Source organism: Nodosilinea sp. FACHB-131, assembly GCF_014695395.1.
Taxonomy (GTDB): domain Bacteria; phylum Cyanobacteriota; class Cyanobacteriia; order Phormidesmidales; family Phormidesmidaceae; genus Nodosilinea.
The window spans coordinates 68634-82553 of sequence record NZ_JACJOF010000008.1 but is presented as its reverse complement, the minus strand read 5'-3'; the positions used below and the strand labels follow the sequence as shown (position 1 = coordinate 82553).

The following is a 13920-nucleotide window of genomic DNA, read 5'->3' as shown; positions in this document are numbered from 1 at the left end:
CTCAAGACCCCTGCGGTGGAATGAGCTGCACCACGTCATTGGGAGCGAAACCGGTGGCATCGGCGGCTGGAGCGGTCTGCCATCCTGACGGCACCGTGTCGAGCAGCGTCGACGGCGGCTCAAATAAAAACAGCCTGGGTTGGCCTTGGGCGACAGCTTGCAGAGTGGCCAGCGGGGGCAAGGTTCTCCCGGGCAGCAACCACAGGGCGGTGTCGGGGTTGAGGTAGTGGCTGAGGGAAATGGCTTCTCCCAGGGTGATACCGCTTTCGCCAAAGACAACCACGGGAGCGCTCTGCTGGTTGAGGTAGTTGGCGATCGCCAAGTTCGAATAGCTCAGGGATTTGTTCCACCAGGTGAGGGCACGGTTATTGATGGCTCCAGAGACGATGCCCAGCGTCAACAGCAGGGCTAGAAGTGCTGCCCCCATCGCCCTAGACCGTTGCGCAGCAGCGGCGAGACCAGCGTTGATTAGGGGGGCGATCGCCAGCGGCACCAGCAGCAGCGACGGAAAAAAGTAGCGGGTGTTGGTTGAAATTTGCCCGGTGCGCACCAGGTCGCCGCCGATCAGGACTAGGGGCGGCACCAGCAGCCCGCAGCCCAAAAACACCGCTGTGGAACGGGGATAGTGCCGCCCAATCTGAACCAGGCTGACAGCCACTAGTCCCAGCACCAGGGCCGGACCAACCACCGTAAAGGCGTGGTCAATCGGCAGATTAAGATCAACCACGGCGGCGCTGTAGTGCAGCCCCCACAGCTTCGCCAAAAAGTCTAAAGGCTGAGGGTCATCTGTCCAGGCCGTGACCTCTTTTAACCGACCCCACCGCCGCACAATCGTCCAAATCCAGGGGATGAATAGCCCAATGCCCAAGCCGTGGGCCAGCACAAACCCCAGCCAGGGCCGTCGCTGGCGCTGGGTCAGCACCATAAAAGCCAGGTGGCTCAGCCCCAGTAATCCGGTCATCAGCGATCCATACCAGCTGAGCCCCAGGGCCAGACCGTAGGCCAGCCAGCCTATCGGCTGGTTGAGCCGCACCGCTCGCACCAGGGCACCGTGGGCCAGCAGCAGCCCCACCGCCCACAGGCTATACTCGCGGGCCTCCTGGCTATAGATCACCTGCACGGGCGACACCGCCATCAGGGCTGTGGCCAGCCAGGCCACGGGCGGGTTAAACGGAAACAGCTGCCGCCCCAGCCAAAACATAGCCGCCAGGGCGATCGCCCCAAAAATCGCCGCGATCGCCCGATAGTCACCCACCGAAGCCCCAAACAGCCGTCCCCAACCGTGGGCTGCCAGATAATACAGCGGCGGGTGCTCTGGGTGGTTGGCCAGGGCATCCCAGCAGTCGGCCAGGGAGGGGGCTAGCGGCATCTGCTGGTATTGCAACAGGTCGGCCGCGGTCAGCTCAGGACGGTCTAAGACGGCATTCTCTACGGCTGGCCCCATGTAGCCCGCCACCCGCAGGCTGGTATAGACCTCATCGTGCCAGTAGACCTTGCGGTCTAAGTTAGAGAAACGCAGGATCAGGCCTATTGCTATAGCTGCGATCGCCACTCCCTTGACTCCAGCCCAGCCCTTTGCCAACCTTCTCCTCCTTAAACCTGGCCCCGATCATCCCAAACTACAGCCGTGCTCCAGCCCTCTACCTAGCAACAGCGGAGGCCAGAGCTAACCGTTCAGTGCAGAGCAGACTTCCCTGACCAGCCCCAGGGGGAAAGCCATTGCCTGACTCATCCCAGGGCGACCTAAAACTGGTAGCCTACATCGCTAAAGTTGGTGATCAGCGCCACGTTGGCATGCTCTAGGCTAGTGACCAACCAGGGCACCTCTTTGCACATGCGGCGCTCATGCAGATTAAACAGCACCGAAAAACAGCGCTCCAGCCAAGGTTTGGCGGCCGAGCAAAACAGCACCAGCCGCAGCAGGAGCCCCATAGTTAGGGTATGGCCCACATCGTTGACCAGGTGGCGAAAGTTGCGAAACACCGGCCGGTGGGGGCTATCGACCACCAGAAAGTTGAGCAGACGGCGACAGGTCTCAACTAAAATAAAGCTGTTCAACGGCTGGTTGTCGAACTCCGCTAGGGTTTCGCGTAGGTACTGGCGCAGGTTGCGGGTGAAGTGGTTGCCGCTGTACTTGGGCTCTGCCGCTGCGATCGGGCCAATTAAATAGTCAACAAATTCATCTTTAAAGTCGCGAAACGATCGCACGGTTTTGCTATAGGTGGCAAACCAACGGGCCTGGTCGCGATGGGTGCGGCCATCAATCTTGCCGGTATAAAAGCTCAGCGCCTGCTCTAGACCATCGGCATCGAGCAAGGTGGGGTTGACCACCTGTCCAACCCGACCAGAAGTTTGGTGTTGAGCATGGTAGCGGGCCAAGCGAATGCCTAGGTCGGTCTCGGCTCGGCGGCGCAGGTCGTTGATATTTTGCTTTTGCTCTTGGCCACTGTCCTTAGTCAGCAAACTGTTGTCGTAGAGAAAGGGGTAGTGGCGAATGCGGTGGGCCAAGGGCTGATCTTCAACCACCGCCGCCGCAGAGACATCGGCTTCCCGAGCAGAAGACATAATCTGCTGCAGCCGCACCAGAGACGCATACTGCTCAGTCTGGGAAAATTCTTTAACCAAGCCGTAGACCTTTTGGGCCTTGGGGTTAGTGCTATTGGCGGGGGGCAGATCCTCAAACAGCCGCACTAGCTCTGGAATGGCCCAATGGTCGCGGGGCTGGGTGTACCAAAGATTGATCAAGGTGTAGCAGCAGCGGTTGAGCACATACTTAAACTCGCGGTTAGCGGTCTCTTGCTCAGAGAGACTGAGGAGGGCGCTGGCCACTGAACTGTCGGGATAGTTGGCCACATCCAAAAACAGGCTGCGAAACCGCGCGATCAGCTCATGGGGAGCCTCCTGCTTGCGCCAGTACTGCCAGTGCTGGTAGAGCAAGTCCTCTAAGTTAGCGGGGGGCCGACTGGAGTAGTTTGACCACGAATCTAAGGAATCCCAGGGACTCATGCTGCTGACCTGATTGAAAGAGCGGTAGATGACGAAGGCACCCTATCAAAACCAATGGCGGCGCGGATAGGCTGCGCTTCCAGGAACAGAGATGACCTAGCCACAGCGGGTTTGCCGATAGACCAGGTAGCGAGTTTTACCTAGACCAACCCGGAGTACGGGCATAGTTAGTCAATAATACCCAGGACAGGGTCAGTTTTCGCCGCTAAGCAGGATGCATTTTTTTAAAGTTTTCTTGAGGATTTGCCACACACTAGCTCTCAAAGGGTCTTTAGTGAGCCACAATCTGCCTCACCACGGTCTGGGCCGAGTAGCTTACCCCTGCCGTCCCCTCACCAGGATGAGTGCAGTCGCCTACCAGCCAAAGCCCGGCCACTGGCGTGCGGTTAGCAAAACCAAAGGGGCCGAAAGTATTTACCCGCATACCCAACCCACCGACACTGCCCTGGTCGCGAGCGGTGAAGTGGGCAAAGCTACGGGGGGTAGCCGCCTCAACATGAATCAGATGCTCGGCCCGTAGGTCAAAATAGCCAGCTAGCCGTTGCAGAGCGCTATTGGTATAAGACTGCTTCATAGCTTCGTAGTCGCTGACCTGCCACCAGGGAGCAAGGTTAGTGAACGATGAAGCCACAATGGTGGCTCGTCCCTCAGGAGCGCGCCCGTCTCCGGGGCGGCTGACCGACACAAACAGAGTGTTGTTTTCGGCAATGGGGCCGTCGTAGCTGTAGAGAAACTGTAGGTGGGGCGGGCAACCATCGGGAATCGCTGCCGCCTCTACCCCAAGGTATAGGACAAAAGCGCCGTTGCCCTCGGGCAGCGCCTCAACCCGCTGCTGATAGCCCTGGGGAGCGCGATCGCCCAACAGCTGCACCAAATTTTGTACCGTTACATTGGCGACCACGTGGTCAGCGGGTTCTACCCAGGTTTTGCCCGTCTTTTGATCTGCAACCGTTACTCCGCTCACTCGACCCTGCGCCCTATGAATCTGCAACACCCTGTGGTTGAGCTGGAGCAAGCCACCATCACGCACCAGGGCTTTCTCTAAACTGTCGCTGAGCACCTGCATGCTGCCCTGGAGGTGCCAAAGCCCCTGGGGTGCCTGAGACATACTGAGGGCAGTAGCGGCGTAGAGCACTGCCGTTTCATCGGCGCTCACCTGGGAGTAGAGCTTGAGCTGAAGGTCGAGGAAGGTCTTGAGGCGGCGATTCCCAGAGGGATCGCTGCGCGAATCGTCCGCCAGTCCCATCTGCCTCAGCACCTGCCCCACCGTACTGAAGGTGTAAGGCACCGTCACCAGGGTATCGGGACGCAGGGCCTGAGTGAGCTGCCACAGATCCCACGGGCTGCGGGGAGGCAATACCGGCTGTCGAGCCTGAAACCGCCAGCTGGGCTGAAACAGAGTCTGCATCAGCTGCCAGAAGGGCTCACTGCCCGGAAACTGCCTCTGGCGCTCGGCCTGCCAAGCCACAGGGTCGCGCCATACCTGAATGGGCTCAGTTTCGCCGGGCAAAAATACGGCACAGGCCGGGTCACAGGGGGTCGCCTCCGGCAGCGGCAGATCGAGCTCGCCAAAAATTTGATGGTGAATGCCTCCGGGCTCTAGCCCTGCCACCTGAGTTGCCCCTACATCAAAGGTAAAGCCTCGCCGCTTAAAGGTTGAGGCACAGCCCCCGGCCACCCGGGCCTGGTCAAACACCCGCACCGCATAACCTCGACGAGCCAGCAGGGCCGCTGCGGTCAATCCGCCAATGCCAGCGCCAACCACCACTACCCTGCGGCCAGACGATGAAGAGGTATGGCCCATAGCTTTACATTTCTTTACGATACTCTCAGCTTAGCTCAACCTGGAGGTGAGATTGGCCGATTTCTTCGGGCGAATAATAATGGAGCTCACAGGGTTAAAGGTTGGCAGGTTAACCGGTTATGCGTTCAGCCAGCCGTGTACCTAACTGATTAAGCTCATCGTTTCCTCAGCTCCTCCGCTTCAACCGTTGCCACTAAATTGCGACCTAGGCCCCTAGTCGTGCTCGCGGCGGCCTGCGGCGAACTGAAGCACCATGGGCAGGCCGCCGTCCTGGTGATACTTGTCGGCCCAGGCCCGCAGCATGGCATCGAGTTCTTCCAGAGCGGCATTGCGGTCCTGGGGGGCGACATCAAACACCTCTACCCCCCGCAGCACGCCCTCATCTTCTCGCACCCAGGCCTGTAGCAAGCTGAAGAATCTGGCCACATCGTCAATCATGGCGAAGACTCGCTCCTGCTCTCCCTTGGGCGAGTATGACTCGCTAGCCAGGGCATACAGCGGAATATCTACTAGGGGAGAGTCAATTTGAATCACGGTGCCAGAGTGCAGCAGCCGAAACTTAATGTGCAACATCAGGGCATCGCTAAAGGGCATGCGCTGGCTTGAGGGCAGCTCCTCCTGGGACATCTGATGGAGCAGCTCCATCAGCTCGGCGAACTCGACCTGGTCCAAAATGCGGGCCCGAGGGGCGCTGGAGGGCAGGCTCTCTTCAATGGTCTTGCGCTCGCCGGGGGTCAGCCCCTGCAGTCGCACCCGCGTCGCGCCAGGGGCACAGGGAAAGTGCTCTTGCCAGAGAAACGGGAGGGCAATGAGATAATAGGGTTCCTTTGAATTGAGTACCTTGAGGCTTTGCCCTTCCGCTAGGGCAACCTGAATCTCTTGCACGATGGCTTTGACCCGCTTGGGTTCAACGTGGTACAAAAAGCCCGTCTTGCGAATATTGTTGCCCTGTTCGACAAAGGTGCTGTAGATCGCCAGTTTAGCGGCGGTGGTAGCGGCGTCTAAAAAGGCTCCGTAGCGGTGCCCGCCCATTTTCATGGTGCTGAGGGCGAGGTTTAGCAAAATCCAGTCTGCGGGGCTACTGTCTACGGCTCGCAGCAAGTCATCTTTCAAATCGGGCGGAACTTGGGACGGGTGGGTCACAGGATAAAAATTACTCAGACTAGGTAAATTACAGAATTTTTAGCCTCAGTAACTTACCGATAACACCAAGGTGACGATGATGGCTACTTAGGACAAAACAACCGCGTTTGAGCTGCTTAAAATTGCCTTACTCAGTGATTTAGAAACCCAATACAAGCACTGGACAGGTAAGCATTGAGTAGTAAGCATCGGGCACCGTTTGCCCACCCGCCCTTGCAAAGCTAACCTAATTTGGTCTAGGCGCAGAGTGTGCTCCACGGCCGCAGCCCTTAGCTGCAGAGCGCTACTATGCCCCCAACATAGCCCAAGCTCATCGCTCTTGCGGCTTTCTATATTGGCAGGTTTAATCAGAATTCAAAGTATAGGTTTAGTTGAAGAAAATGCTTCATATGGGGAGCAAAATGCTCAGAAGTTAATCGTCTCCTGCCAAGAAATTGGAGTCAGTCTTCATTCAGCCCGACCTGGGCATGAGGGCATGAACTTTACCCGCTTGTGTATCTAAGCGATCGCTGAGGCTTAATGCCTGGAAAATAGACCCCAGACCTAGGCGGCTCGACGCTGGAGTAGGGCAAGCCCAGGACGGCTACGGGTCGCAAGCTCGTTCTCGTTTATAGAAGGCCGCAGGCATTGGCTCCAAAAATGAGGCTACGACCCAGTGTCGGCGGGTTGGGCGGCACCGCAGTAGCCGTTGACCTCAGTAATCAACTGTGATTCGGTTTGGGAGAGGGTCTCGATGGAGGATACCGCTGTCATGGTTTGCTGCTGAGATTCTTCGATTTTGGCAGGCAGTTCGGCCTCTGACTCGACCTGCACCACGAGATCCATGGCTTCTCGGGCATCGGTGAGGGCGGTGCTGAAGCCCTGCACAACCCCTACATAGTCGTCTCTAAACTTGCTGAGGTCTTCGTCGCGCAGGGTGGTGGACTGGAGATCGCCGACCAGCCCGTCTAGGTTGGTGACTACTTTATCGACGGCAGTGGTGTACTGGCTGGCGGCTAGCTTGATGTCATCTAGGTTTTTGACCTGGGCGGCGCTCTCGCTAAAGGTTTGAATCTCGGCTTCAAACTCCTGCATGAAGCCCTGGGTTTGGTTGACCACTTCGGCGAGTTGGTTGCACTGGGCGACCTTAGATGACCCACAGCCGAACAGCAGCAGCGGCAACAAGAGCACTGCCCGACCCATGCCCCGTCGCCATTTACCTATGCCCATCTCTGCTACCTGTGTCATCGCTGCCGCCGTTGTTTATTGCTACGGCTTCAAGTTTTACCCTGTCTTGGGTAGGTTTACAACCTAATTTATTGAGTTTTGATGGTGGGGTGTAGTGGAATATAGGGGTAACTAAGGAAGGGGTTTGCGGCTCTAGTTGAGCTTCGCTGGAACAGCGGTGATGGCGATCGCGATTCTCTCTCGGAGAGGCTGCGCCATTGCCCGTTCAGCCACCGCGATTCTCCTTTGGAGAGGCTGCGCCACCAACTCCAGTTCTCGCCCCGCTTCGCAAAGACTGGAAAACTGCTGATAGGATCGGGTATTAAAGGGTATTGCTAGATACCAGGGCCGTGGTTTTGGGATGGCTATAAGTCTAGGCTGCATCGCCGTAGTGGAAGGCTTTTCCCGATTGGGCCAGGCCTTCTGCGATATCTTGGATACTCTGGTGAATACTTTGGCCGTCTCAGTTTATAGGATGCGATCGCACCATGCTCAGCCCCGCTGAATTCTTAACTGCCACCCAGTGGGCTGGCATTGGCACTCTAGCCCTGGCGGCGCTGACGGCGCTGGCCTTTGGGCTGAAGTGGGGTCTGCGTTTTCGCCTGGTAGGGGCAACGGGGTTTGCCGCCGTGCTCACCGTGGGGCTGCTGGGGCTGAGTTTTGAGCCCTTTAGCCGCATTGCTGTGCCCGGCGCCATTCCCTACACCACGGTTTACGACTCCGGAGCCAGCCAGATTGTAATTACGGTACCGCCGACCATCACCCCTGAGACGCTGGATGCCACTCTAAACCAGGCCGCCAGCAATCTGTTTAAGCCCTACCGGCTAGGTCTGCCAGGGCAGGTCGCCACCATTCGCGCCCGCACCGTCGTCCATGACCCCGATGGCATCTCTCGGCTGCTCTACCTAGGCCAAATTCAGCCCAATCCCAAGGGCTCAGAGGAACCGTTTCAGGTGCAGCTCAACCGCGATTCCTGGGCTAAGCTCCCAACCCAAACCCAAAGCTAGGCTCACTATTTCTAACTACCCACCTACCCATCCCCTCTCTCTCCACCTATGACCACCGCTCAACTGCCCACCCTTGCCATTTCCCCGGCCCAGGTTGTTCGAGGAGACGGCATTTTGACGGCCCAGGCAGCGATGCCTGGGGGGCTCGCTGCACAAATCGCCCGGCTGGGGCAGCGTCCTCTGATTGTTGGCGGCAGCCACAGTCTGGAACTAGCTGCTCCCCTGGTCAAGGCCCTGGGCGAAGCGGGCCTAAAGCCTCAGACGGTAGCCTACGGCCACGACTGTAGCGAAGCGACCCTGACCCACCTGCACTCTGTCGCCACGGAGCACCAGGCCGATGTGGTGATTGGTATGGGCGGTGGCAAAGCGCTCGATGCCGCTAAGCTGCTGGCTTACCAGATTAATCAGCCGGTGGTGACGGTGCCCACCTCTGGGGCTACCTGCGCCGCCTGGACAGCGCTGTCGAATGTGTACTCTGACCAGGGAGCCTTCCGCTACGACGTGGCCCTAGACACCTGCCCTAATCTTCTTATTCTGGACTACGCCCTGATTCGCACTGCACCCCAACGCACCTTGGTGGCAGGCATTGGCGATGGCTTGGCCAAGTGGTACGAGGCTGCGATCAGCAGTGGCACTAGCCAGCAGACCCTAATGGTGGCGGCGGTGCAGCAGGCGCGGGTGCTGCGCGACATTTTGCTGCAAAAAACCCCAGCGGCCCTGCGCCAGTGGGGCGGTCCCGAGTGGCAGGAGGTTGTAGATGCCACGGTGCTGCTGGCCGGAGTTGTGGGGGGCATCGGCGGTGCCCAGTGCCGTACCGTGGCGGCCCACGCGGTGCATAATGGCCTCACTCAGCTACCCGCCAGCCACGGCATTCTCCACGGCGAAAAGGTAGCCTACGGCATTTTGGTGCAACTGCGCCTCGAAGAGATGGGGGGCAATGCTTCCCTGGCGCGGGCCGCTCGGCAGCAGCTGTTGCCCTTCTATCAGGCGACCGGGTTGCCCCAAACCCTGGCTGACCTGGGTCTGGGAGACATGACCCTGAGCCAGCTGCAGCAGGTGGCCGAGTTTGCCTGCCGCGAGGGGTCTGACATTCACCATCTGCCGTTTACCGTCACCCCCGAAGCGGTAATGGCGGCTATGGTGTCGCCTCTGTGTCCTGAACTGCGCGAAAAGCCCCGCGCCTCTGCCTCTGCCCGTTCGTCCTCTAGTGTTGCCCCGGAGGTGCAGCCATGACCCTCGACTGGATGCCCACCGCTCACCGCCTTAGCGCTCTACCCCCCTACGTGTTTGCCCGCCTAGATGAACTCAAGGCCCGCGCCCGCGAACAGGGACTTGATCTAATCGACTTAGGCATGGGCAACCCCGACGGCCCTACCCCGGCGCCAGTAGTGGAGGCTGCCCGAGCGGCGATCGGCGACGCTGCCACCCACGGCTACCCGCCCTTTGAGGGCACCGCCAGCTTCCGCACCGCCATCACCGACTGGTATGGTCGCCGCTACGGAGTGGCCCTCGACCCCACCGCTGAGGCCCTACCCCTGCTGGGCTCTAAAGAGGGTATTACCCACCTAGCCATGGCGTTTATTAACCCTGGCGACCTGGTGCTGGTGCCGACTCCGGCTTACCCAGCCCACTTCCGCGGCCCGGCGATCGCTGGGGCCGAGATCTACAACCTGCACCTCACCGCCGCCAACAACTGGCTAATCGACTTCGACGCTATTCCGGTGGAGGTGGCCCAGCGGGCCAAGGCGCTGTTTTTTAACTATCCCAACAACCCCACCGCCGCTACGGCCCCCCGTGAGTTCTTTGAGGCCGCGGTGGAGTTTGCCCACCGCCACCAGATTTTGCTGGTGCATGACCTCTGCTACGCCGAGCTGGCCTTTGATGGCTACCAACCCACCAGCCTACTGGAGATTCCTGGCGGCAGGGAGGTCGGTGTTGAGTTTCACACCCTGTCAAAGACCTACAATATGGCCGGCTGGCGGGTGGGTTTTGTAGTGGGCAACTCCCACATTATTCAGGGCCTGCGCACCCTCAAGACCAACCTTGATTACGGCATTTTTGCGGCCCTACAGCGGGCGGCAGAAACAGCCCTGTCGCTGCCCGACCACTACTTAGAAGAGGTGCAGCAGCGCTATTCGTCGCGGCGCGACTTTTTGGTCGACGAGTTTGCTTCCCTGGGCTGGACGGTGGAAAAACCCCAGGCCACCATGTACCTGTGGGTGCCCTGCCCCCCCGACAGCACCTCGACCGACTTTGCCCTCTCAGTGCTGCAAGAAACTGGGGTGGTGGTCACCCCCGGCAACGCCTTCGGCCCGGGCGGCGAGGGCTACATTCGCGTCAGCCTAATTGCCGAACGCGATCGCCTCGCTGTCGCCATGGATCGCATTCGTCAGGCGGGTTTCCGCTTCGCCCCTGAGACAGCGGCGGTGTAGGCTTCGAACTGGGGTGCTAGTTGCCCCTAGTTCGGTTTCTGGCCCGGCCTCTGGCCCCAGGCTGTATAGTTAGACAAACCTCCAACCTCCCTAGCGCCATGTTTAACCTCGGCTGGACTGAAGTCGTTCTCGTCATCGGAGTGGCCGTACTGATTTTCGGCCCCAAGAAAATTCCTGAACTGGGCAGCGCCCTGGGCAAAACCCTGCGCGGCTTTAAAGAAGAAATGAGTCAAACCCCCGACGACGCGGCTATAGACACCTACGAAGACGCTGAAGACGCTGACGTATATCGATAGTTTGCCTTTTTAACCCCTTAGCGTTATCCCCATGCGGCAATTTTTGAAGTACACCCTGGCCAGCCTGACTGGGTCGATTTTGTTCTGTTTGCTGCTGGGCTTTTTGCTCACTCTGGGGGCGGTGGGGCTAGTGGGAGTGATCGTGGCGGGCCTGGGCAAAGAAGGCGATGCCCCCACCGTCGAGAAAGACACAGTGCTGGTCTACGACCTCTCCACGGTGATTCCTGACTCGCCAGAGGCGATTGACCCCAGCGCCCTGGTGTTTGGCACCCAGGTTCCCAGCGAGCTGACCCTGCGCCAGGCAGTGCTGGCCCTCGAAGAGGCAGCCACCGACGATCGCATCACAGCCCTTTACCTGAAAGGCAGCACCGCGCTGGGCGCTGGGCTAGCTAACCAAACCGAAATACAGCCAGCGATCGCGGCTTTTCAAGCGGCGGGCAAGCCGATTTTTGCCTACGACATCTCCTGGAGCGAGCGGGAGTATGCGGTGGCTGCCCTGGCCGACACGATCTACCTCAACCCGTTTGGGGAGATCGAAATGAACGGCCTCTACGCCGAGACCATGTACCAGGCCGACGCCCTGGAGAAACTGGGGGTGGGAGTGCAGGTCACCCGCGTGGGCCGCTACAAGTCGGCGGTCGAGCCGCTGATTCGCGACACCATGAGCCCCGAGGAGCGAGAGCAAACCCAGCGCCTGCTGGGGGATGTATGGCAAAACCTGCTGACTGCCGCCGCCACACCGCGCGACCTGTCGACCCAACAGCTGCAAACCATCGCCAATACTAAAGGGTTTTTGTTTGGGGCCGAAGCTGAAACGCAGAAGCTTGCCGATGCGATCGCATACGAAGACGAAGTGATCACCGCCCTACGGGAGCTGACCGGCGAGGGAGATAAGGAGGTAGAAGACAGCGACCTCGACTTTCGCCAGATCAGCCTGGCAGGCTATGCTGCCACCGTTGACGACCCCCTCACCAGCCGCCGCTCCGCCAATCAGGTGGCTCTAGTCTACGCCGAAGGCCCCATCGTCGACGGCGGCGACGGCGACTTTAGCCAGACCGGCATTATTGAGGGCAATGCTCTGGCCCGGCAGCTGCGCCAGCTGCGCCAGGACGACGAGGTCAAAGCCGTGGTGCTGCGGGTCAACAGCCCCGGCGGCAGCGCCACCGCCTCGGAAATAATTCTGCGCGAAGTTCAGCTGTTGCGCGAGGCGGGTAAGCCCGTGGTGGTGTCGATGGGCAACGTGGCGGCCTCCGGCGGCTACTGGATTGCCTCCCAGGCCGACGCCATTTTGGCCCAGCCCACGACAATCACCGGCTCCATCGGGGTGTACGGCATCTTTCTCAACCTTGAAGAGCTTGGTACCAAGGTAGGGGTCAACTGGGACGGGGTCAAAACCTCTGAGCTGGCCGATATTTTCTCCAGCACCCGGCCCAAAACCGCGGCTGAGCTAGCGATTTTGCAGCGCACCGTCGACACCATCTACGACAGCTTTCTCGACCGGGTGGCGGAAGGCCGCGACCTGGCGCGACCGGCGGTGGCCGAGCTGGCTCAGGGCCGGGTATGGTCAGGCCAAGCAGCCCTCGAGCTGGGCCTGGTGGACGAGCTGGGGGGGGTGAATGCAGCGATTACCACCGCTGTTGAGCTGGCCGAGCTGGGCGATGATTGGCGTCTGCAAGAATATCCTGAACCCAGCGAGTTGCAGCAATTCTTGCGCGGCTTCTTCAGCACCGAAGTCGCCCAGACCGAGACCCACGACCCGCTGACGACCCAGGTGCTCCAGTTCGTTGACGATGCCCAAATCCTGCGCGCCCTCAACGATCCCCGTGGCGCCTATATGCTGATGCCCTATCAGTTTGTGGTGAAGTAGAGCTGTAGCGGGATGAGGAAGATGAGGGAATGGCGGGATGAGGGAAGAGAGAACTCAGTTTGCTAACTTCCCCACCTGCCTTATCCTCCCCAGCTGCCTCATCTTCCCTATCCGCCTCACCCCCTAATCTTCTTCCGCCGCCGCACCCCCGGCAGACCATGCACCCGCATTAGATCGGCTAAGGTCGAGCAGTAGGGCTCCATGCCAAAGCTGGCCGGGCTGACGGCTCCAGCGTAGACGAAGTGGCGGTAGTGCAGACAGAAATAGTCCCAAGGAGCCATCTGCACCCGAAATAGCTTAATCAGCACATCGGTCAACCACATCGACAGGGGAATACGAAACCAGATGCGTTGGCCAAAGTAGTCGCAGATTTGCTCGACGGCCTGGTTCACTGTCAGCGGCGGGTTGCCGAGCACGTACTCGCGGTAGCCCTGGGTAGAGGGGTGCTCGACGAGATAATTCACCACGGTGGCAATGTCTTGGGCGTGGGCAAAGTGAAACCCCGCGTCGGCTCGAAAGAAGCGCGCTAGGCCGATCCAGCGGGTGACATCCTTGAGCCCTGCTGAGATAAAGGAGTAGGGCTTTTCTTTGTCGCCCCCAAATACCAGGGTGGGAAACACCGTCGTAATTCTGTCGTAGACCGGCAGCTCACCTAGGCGGTGGTGGCATTCGTATTTGGTGCGAATGTAGTCGGTGCCAATTTCCCCGGCTTCGGGCAGAGGTTCGCTGCGCTGGCTCAAAATGCTGGCGGTGGAAAAATAGATCACCTGCTGGCAGCGATCGCGATCGAGGCGGGCCAGTAGCCCCAGGTTGGCCTCAACGTTGATCGCTTCTACGTAGGCGGGGTCGCCACCCCAAGCCGCAGCGGTCAGAATAGCGATGTCGATGGTAGGTAGCAGGTCAGCGAAGGGTTCAATATTTTCGAGGCCACCCTGGAGAATGTGCACCCTGGGGTTGCCTTGCACGGGCAGCTGTAGCTTCTCGGGGTGACGCAGCAGCAAAAATAGCTCGTAGCGATCGCTCTCCAGCAGCAGCTCCAGAATATAGTGGCCAATGCAACCGCTGGCCCCCGTCATAAATACACGCAGGCAGTCAGGGCTTGGGCCGGTAGAGGAAAGAGTGTCCAAATCGCTCAGGTTCAACAGCTATAGTCAGACAG

Annotated in this window: 12 protein-coding genes; 6 read left to right on the top strand and 6 right to left on the bottom strand. The window is 59.4% G+C overall.

Annotated elements, in window-relative coordinates; all coding sequences use genetic code 11:
* Window position 1: 1 nt before the first annotated feature.
* The 5 genes from H6F75_RS05075 to H6F75_RS05055 all read right to left on the bottom strand — a co-directional run bounded on the left by H6F75_RS05075 (window position 2) and on the right by H6F75_RS05055 (window position 7180).
* Window positions 2-1582 (bottom strand): glycosyltransferase family 39 protein, encoded by a 1581-nt coding sequence (locus H6F75_RS05075; RefSeq protein ID WP_190749854.1) that lies wholly within the window; start codon window positions 1580-1582, stop codon window positions 2-4.
* A gap of 161 nt (window positions 1583-1743) precedes the next feature.
* A complete protein-coding gene (locus tag H6F75_RS05070) occupies window positions 1744-3006 on the bottom strand; it encodes a hypothetical protein (RefSeq protein ID WP_242019696.1) in 1263 nt (420 codons plus the stop codon).
* A 271-nt stretch (window positions 3007-3277) separates the two neighbouring features.
* Window positions 3278-4810 (bottom strand): C-3',4' desaturase CrtD, encoded by a 1533-nt coding sequence (crtD, locus tag H6F75_RS05065; RefSeq protein WP_190749852.1) that lies wholly within the window; start codon window positions 4808-4810, stop codon window positions 3278-3280.
* 213 nt (window positions 4811-5023) lie between these two features.
* On the bottom strand, window positions 5024-5953 hold the full coding sequence (gene hetR / locus H6F75_RS05060) for a heterocyst differentiation control protein (RefSeq protein WP_190749850.1): 930 nt from the start codon (window positions 5951-5953) through the stop codon (window positions 5024-5026).
* A gap of 645 nt (window positions 5954-6598) precedes the next feature.
* Window positions 6599-7180 carry a hypothetical protein gene (locus tag H6F75_RS05055; protein WP_242019695.1) on the bottom strand — a complete coding sequence of 194 codons (582 nt, stop codon included), beginning with the start codon at window positions 7178-7180 and terminating at the stop codon, window positions 6599-6601.
* Window positions 7181-7520: 340 nt separating this feature from the next.
* On the opposite strand from H6F75_RS05055, the gene H6F75_RS05050 reads away from it, so the two are divergent.
* From H6F75_RS05050 to sppA, 6 genes are all read left to right on the top strand, one after another.
* Window positions 7521-7664, top strand: coding sequence for a hypothetical protein (locus H6F75_RS05050; RefSeq protein ID WP_190749848.1), 144 nt, complete (start codon window positions 7521-7523; stop codon window positions 7662-7664).
* Window positions 7648-8166, top strand: coding sequence for a Ycf51 family protein (locus tag H6F75_RS05045; protein WP_190749846.1), 519 nt, complete (start codon window positions 7648-7650; stop codon window positions 8164-8166). Before H6F75_RS05050 ends, H6F75_RS05045 begins: the two co-directional genes overlap by 17 nt.
* A 48-nt stretch (window positions 8167-8214) precedes the next feature.
* Entirely contained in the window at window positions 8215-9399 is a 1185-nt protein-coding gene (locus tag H6F75_RS05040; RefSeq protein ID WP_190749844.1) for an iron-containing alcohol dehydrogenase family protein, read from the top strand.
* On the top strand, window positions 9396-10598 hold the full coding sequence (locus H6F75_RS05035; RefSeq protein WP_190749842.1) for an aspartate aminotransferase: 1203 nt from the start codon (window positions 9396-9398) through the stop codon (window positions 10596-10598). The genes H6F75_RS05040 and H6F75_RS05035 overlap by 4 nt, the downstream gene beginning before the upstream one ends.
* Window positions 10599-10696: 98 nt before the next feature.
* Window positions 10697-10894: a twin-arginine translocase TatA/TatE family subunit gene (locus tag H6F75_RS05030; protein WP_190517404.1), complete on the top strand. Its 198-nt coding sequence runs from the start codon at window positions 10697-10699 to the stop codon at window positions 10892-10894.
* 31 nt (window positions 10895-10925) lie between these two features.
* Complete coding sequence (sppA, locus tag H6F75_RS05025) at window positions 10926-12761, top strand: signal peptide peptidase SppA (RefSeq protein WP_190749840.1); 1836 nt, start codon at window positions 10926-10928, stop codon at window positions 12759-12761.
* A 116-nt stretch (window positions 12762-12877) separates the two neighbouring features.
* On the opposite strand, the gene H6F75_RS05020 is transcribed toward sppA, so the two are convergent.
* Window positions 12878-13888 (bottom strand): NAD(P)-dependent oxidoreductase, encoded by a 1011-nt coding sequence (locus H6F75_RS05020; RefSeq protein WP_347710609.1) that lies wholly within the window; start codon window positions 13886-13888, stop codon window positions 12878-12880.
* Window positions 13889-13920: the final 32 nt, after the last annotated feature.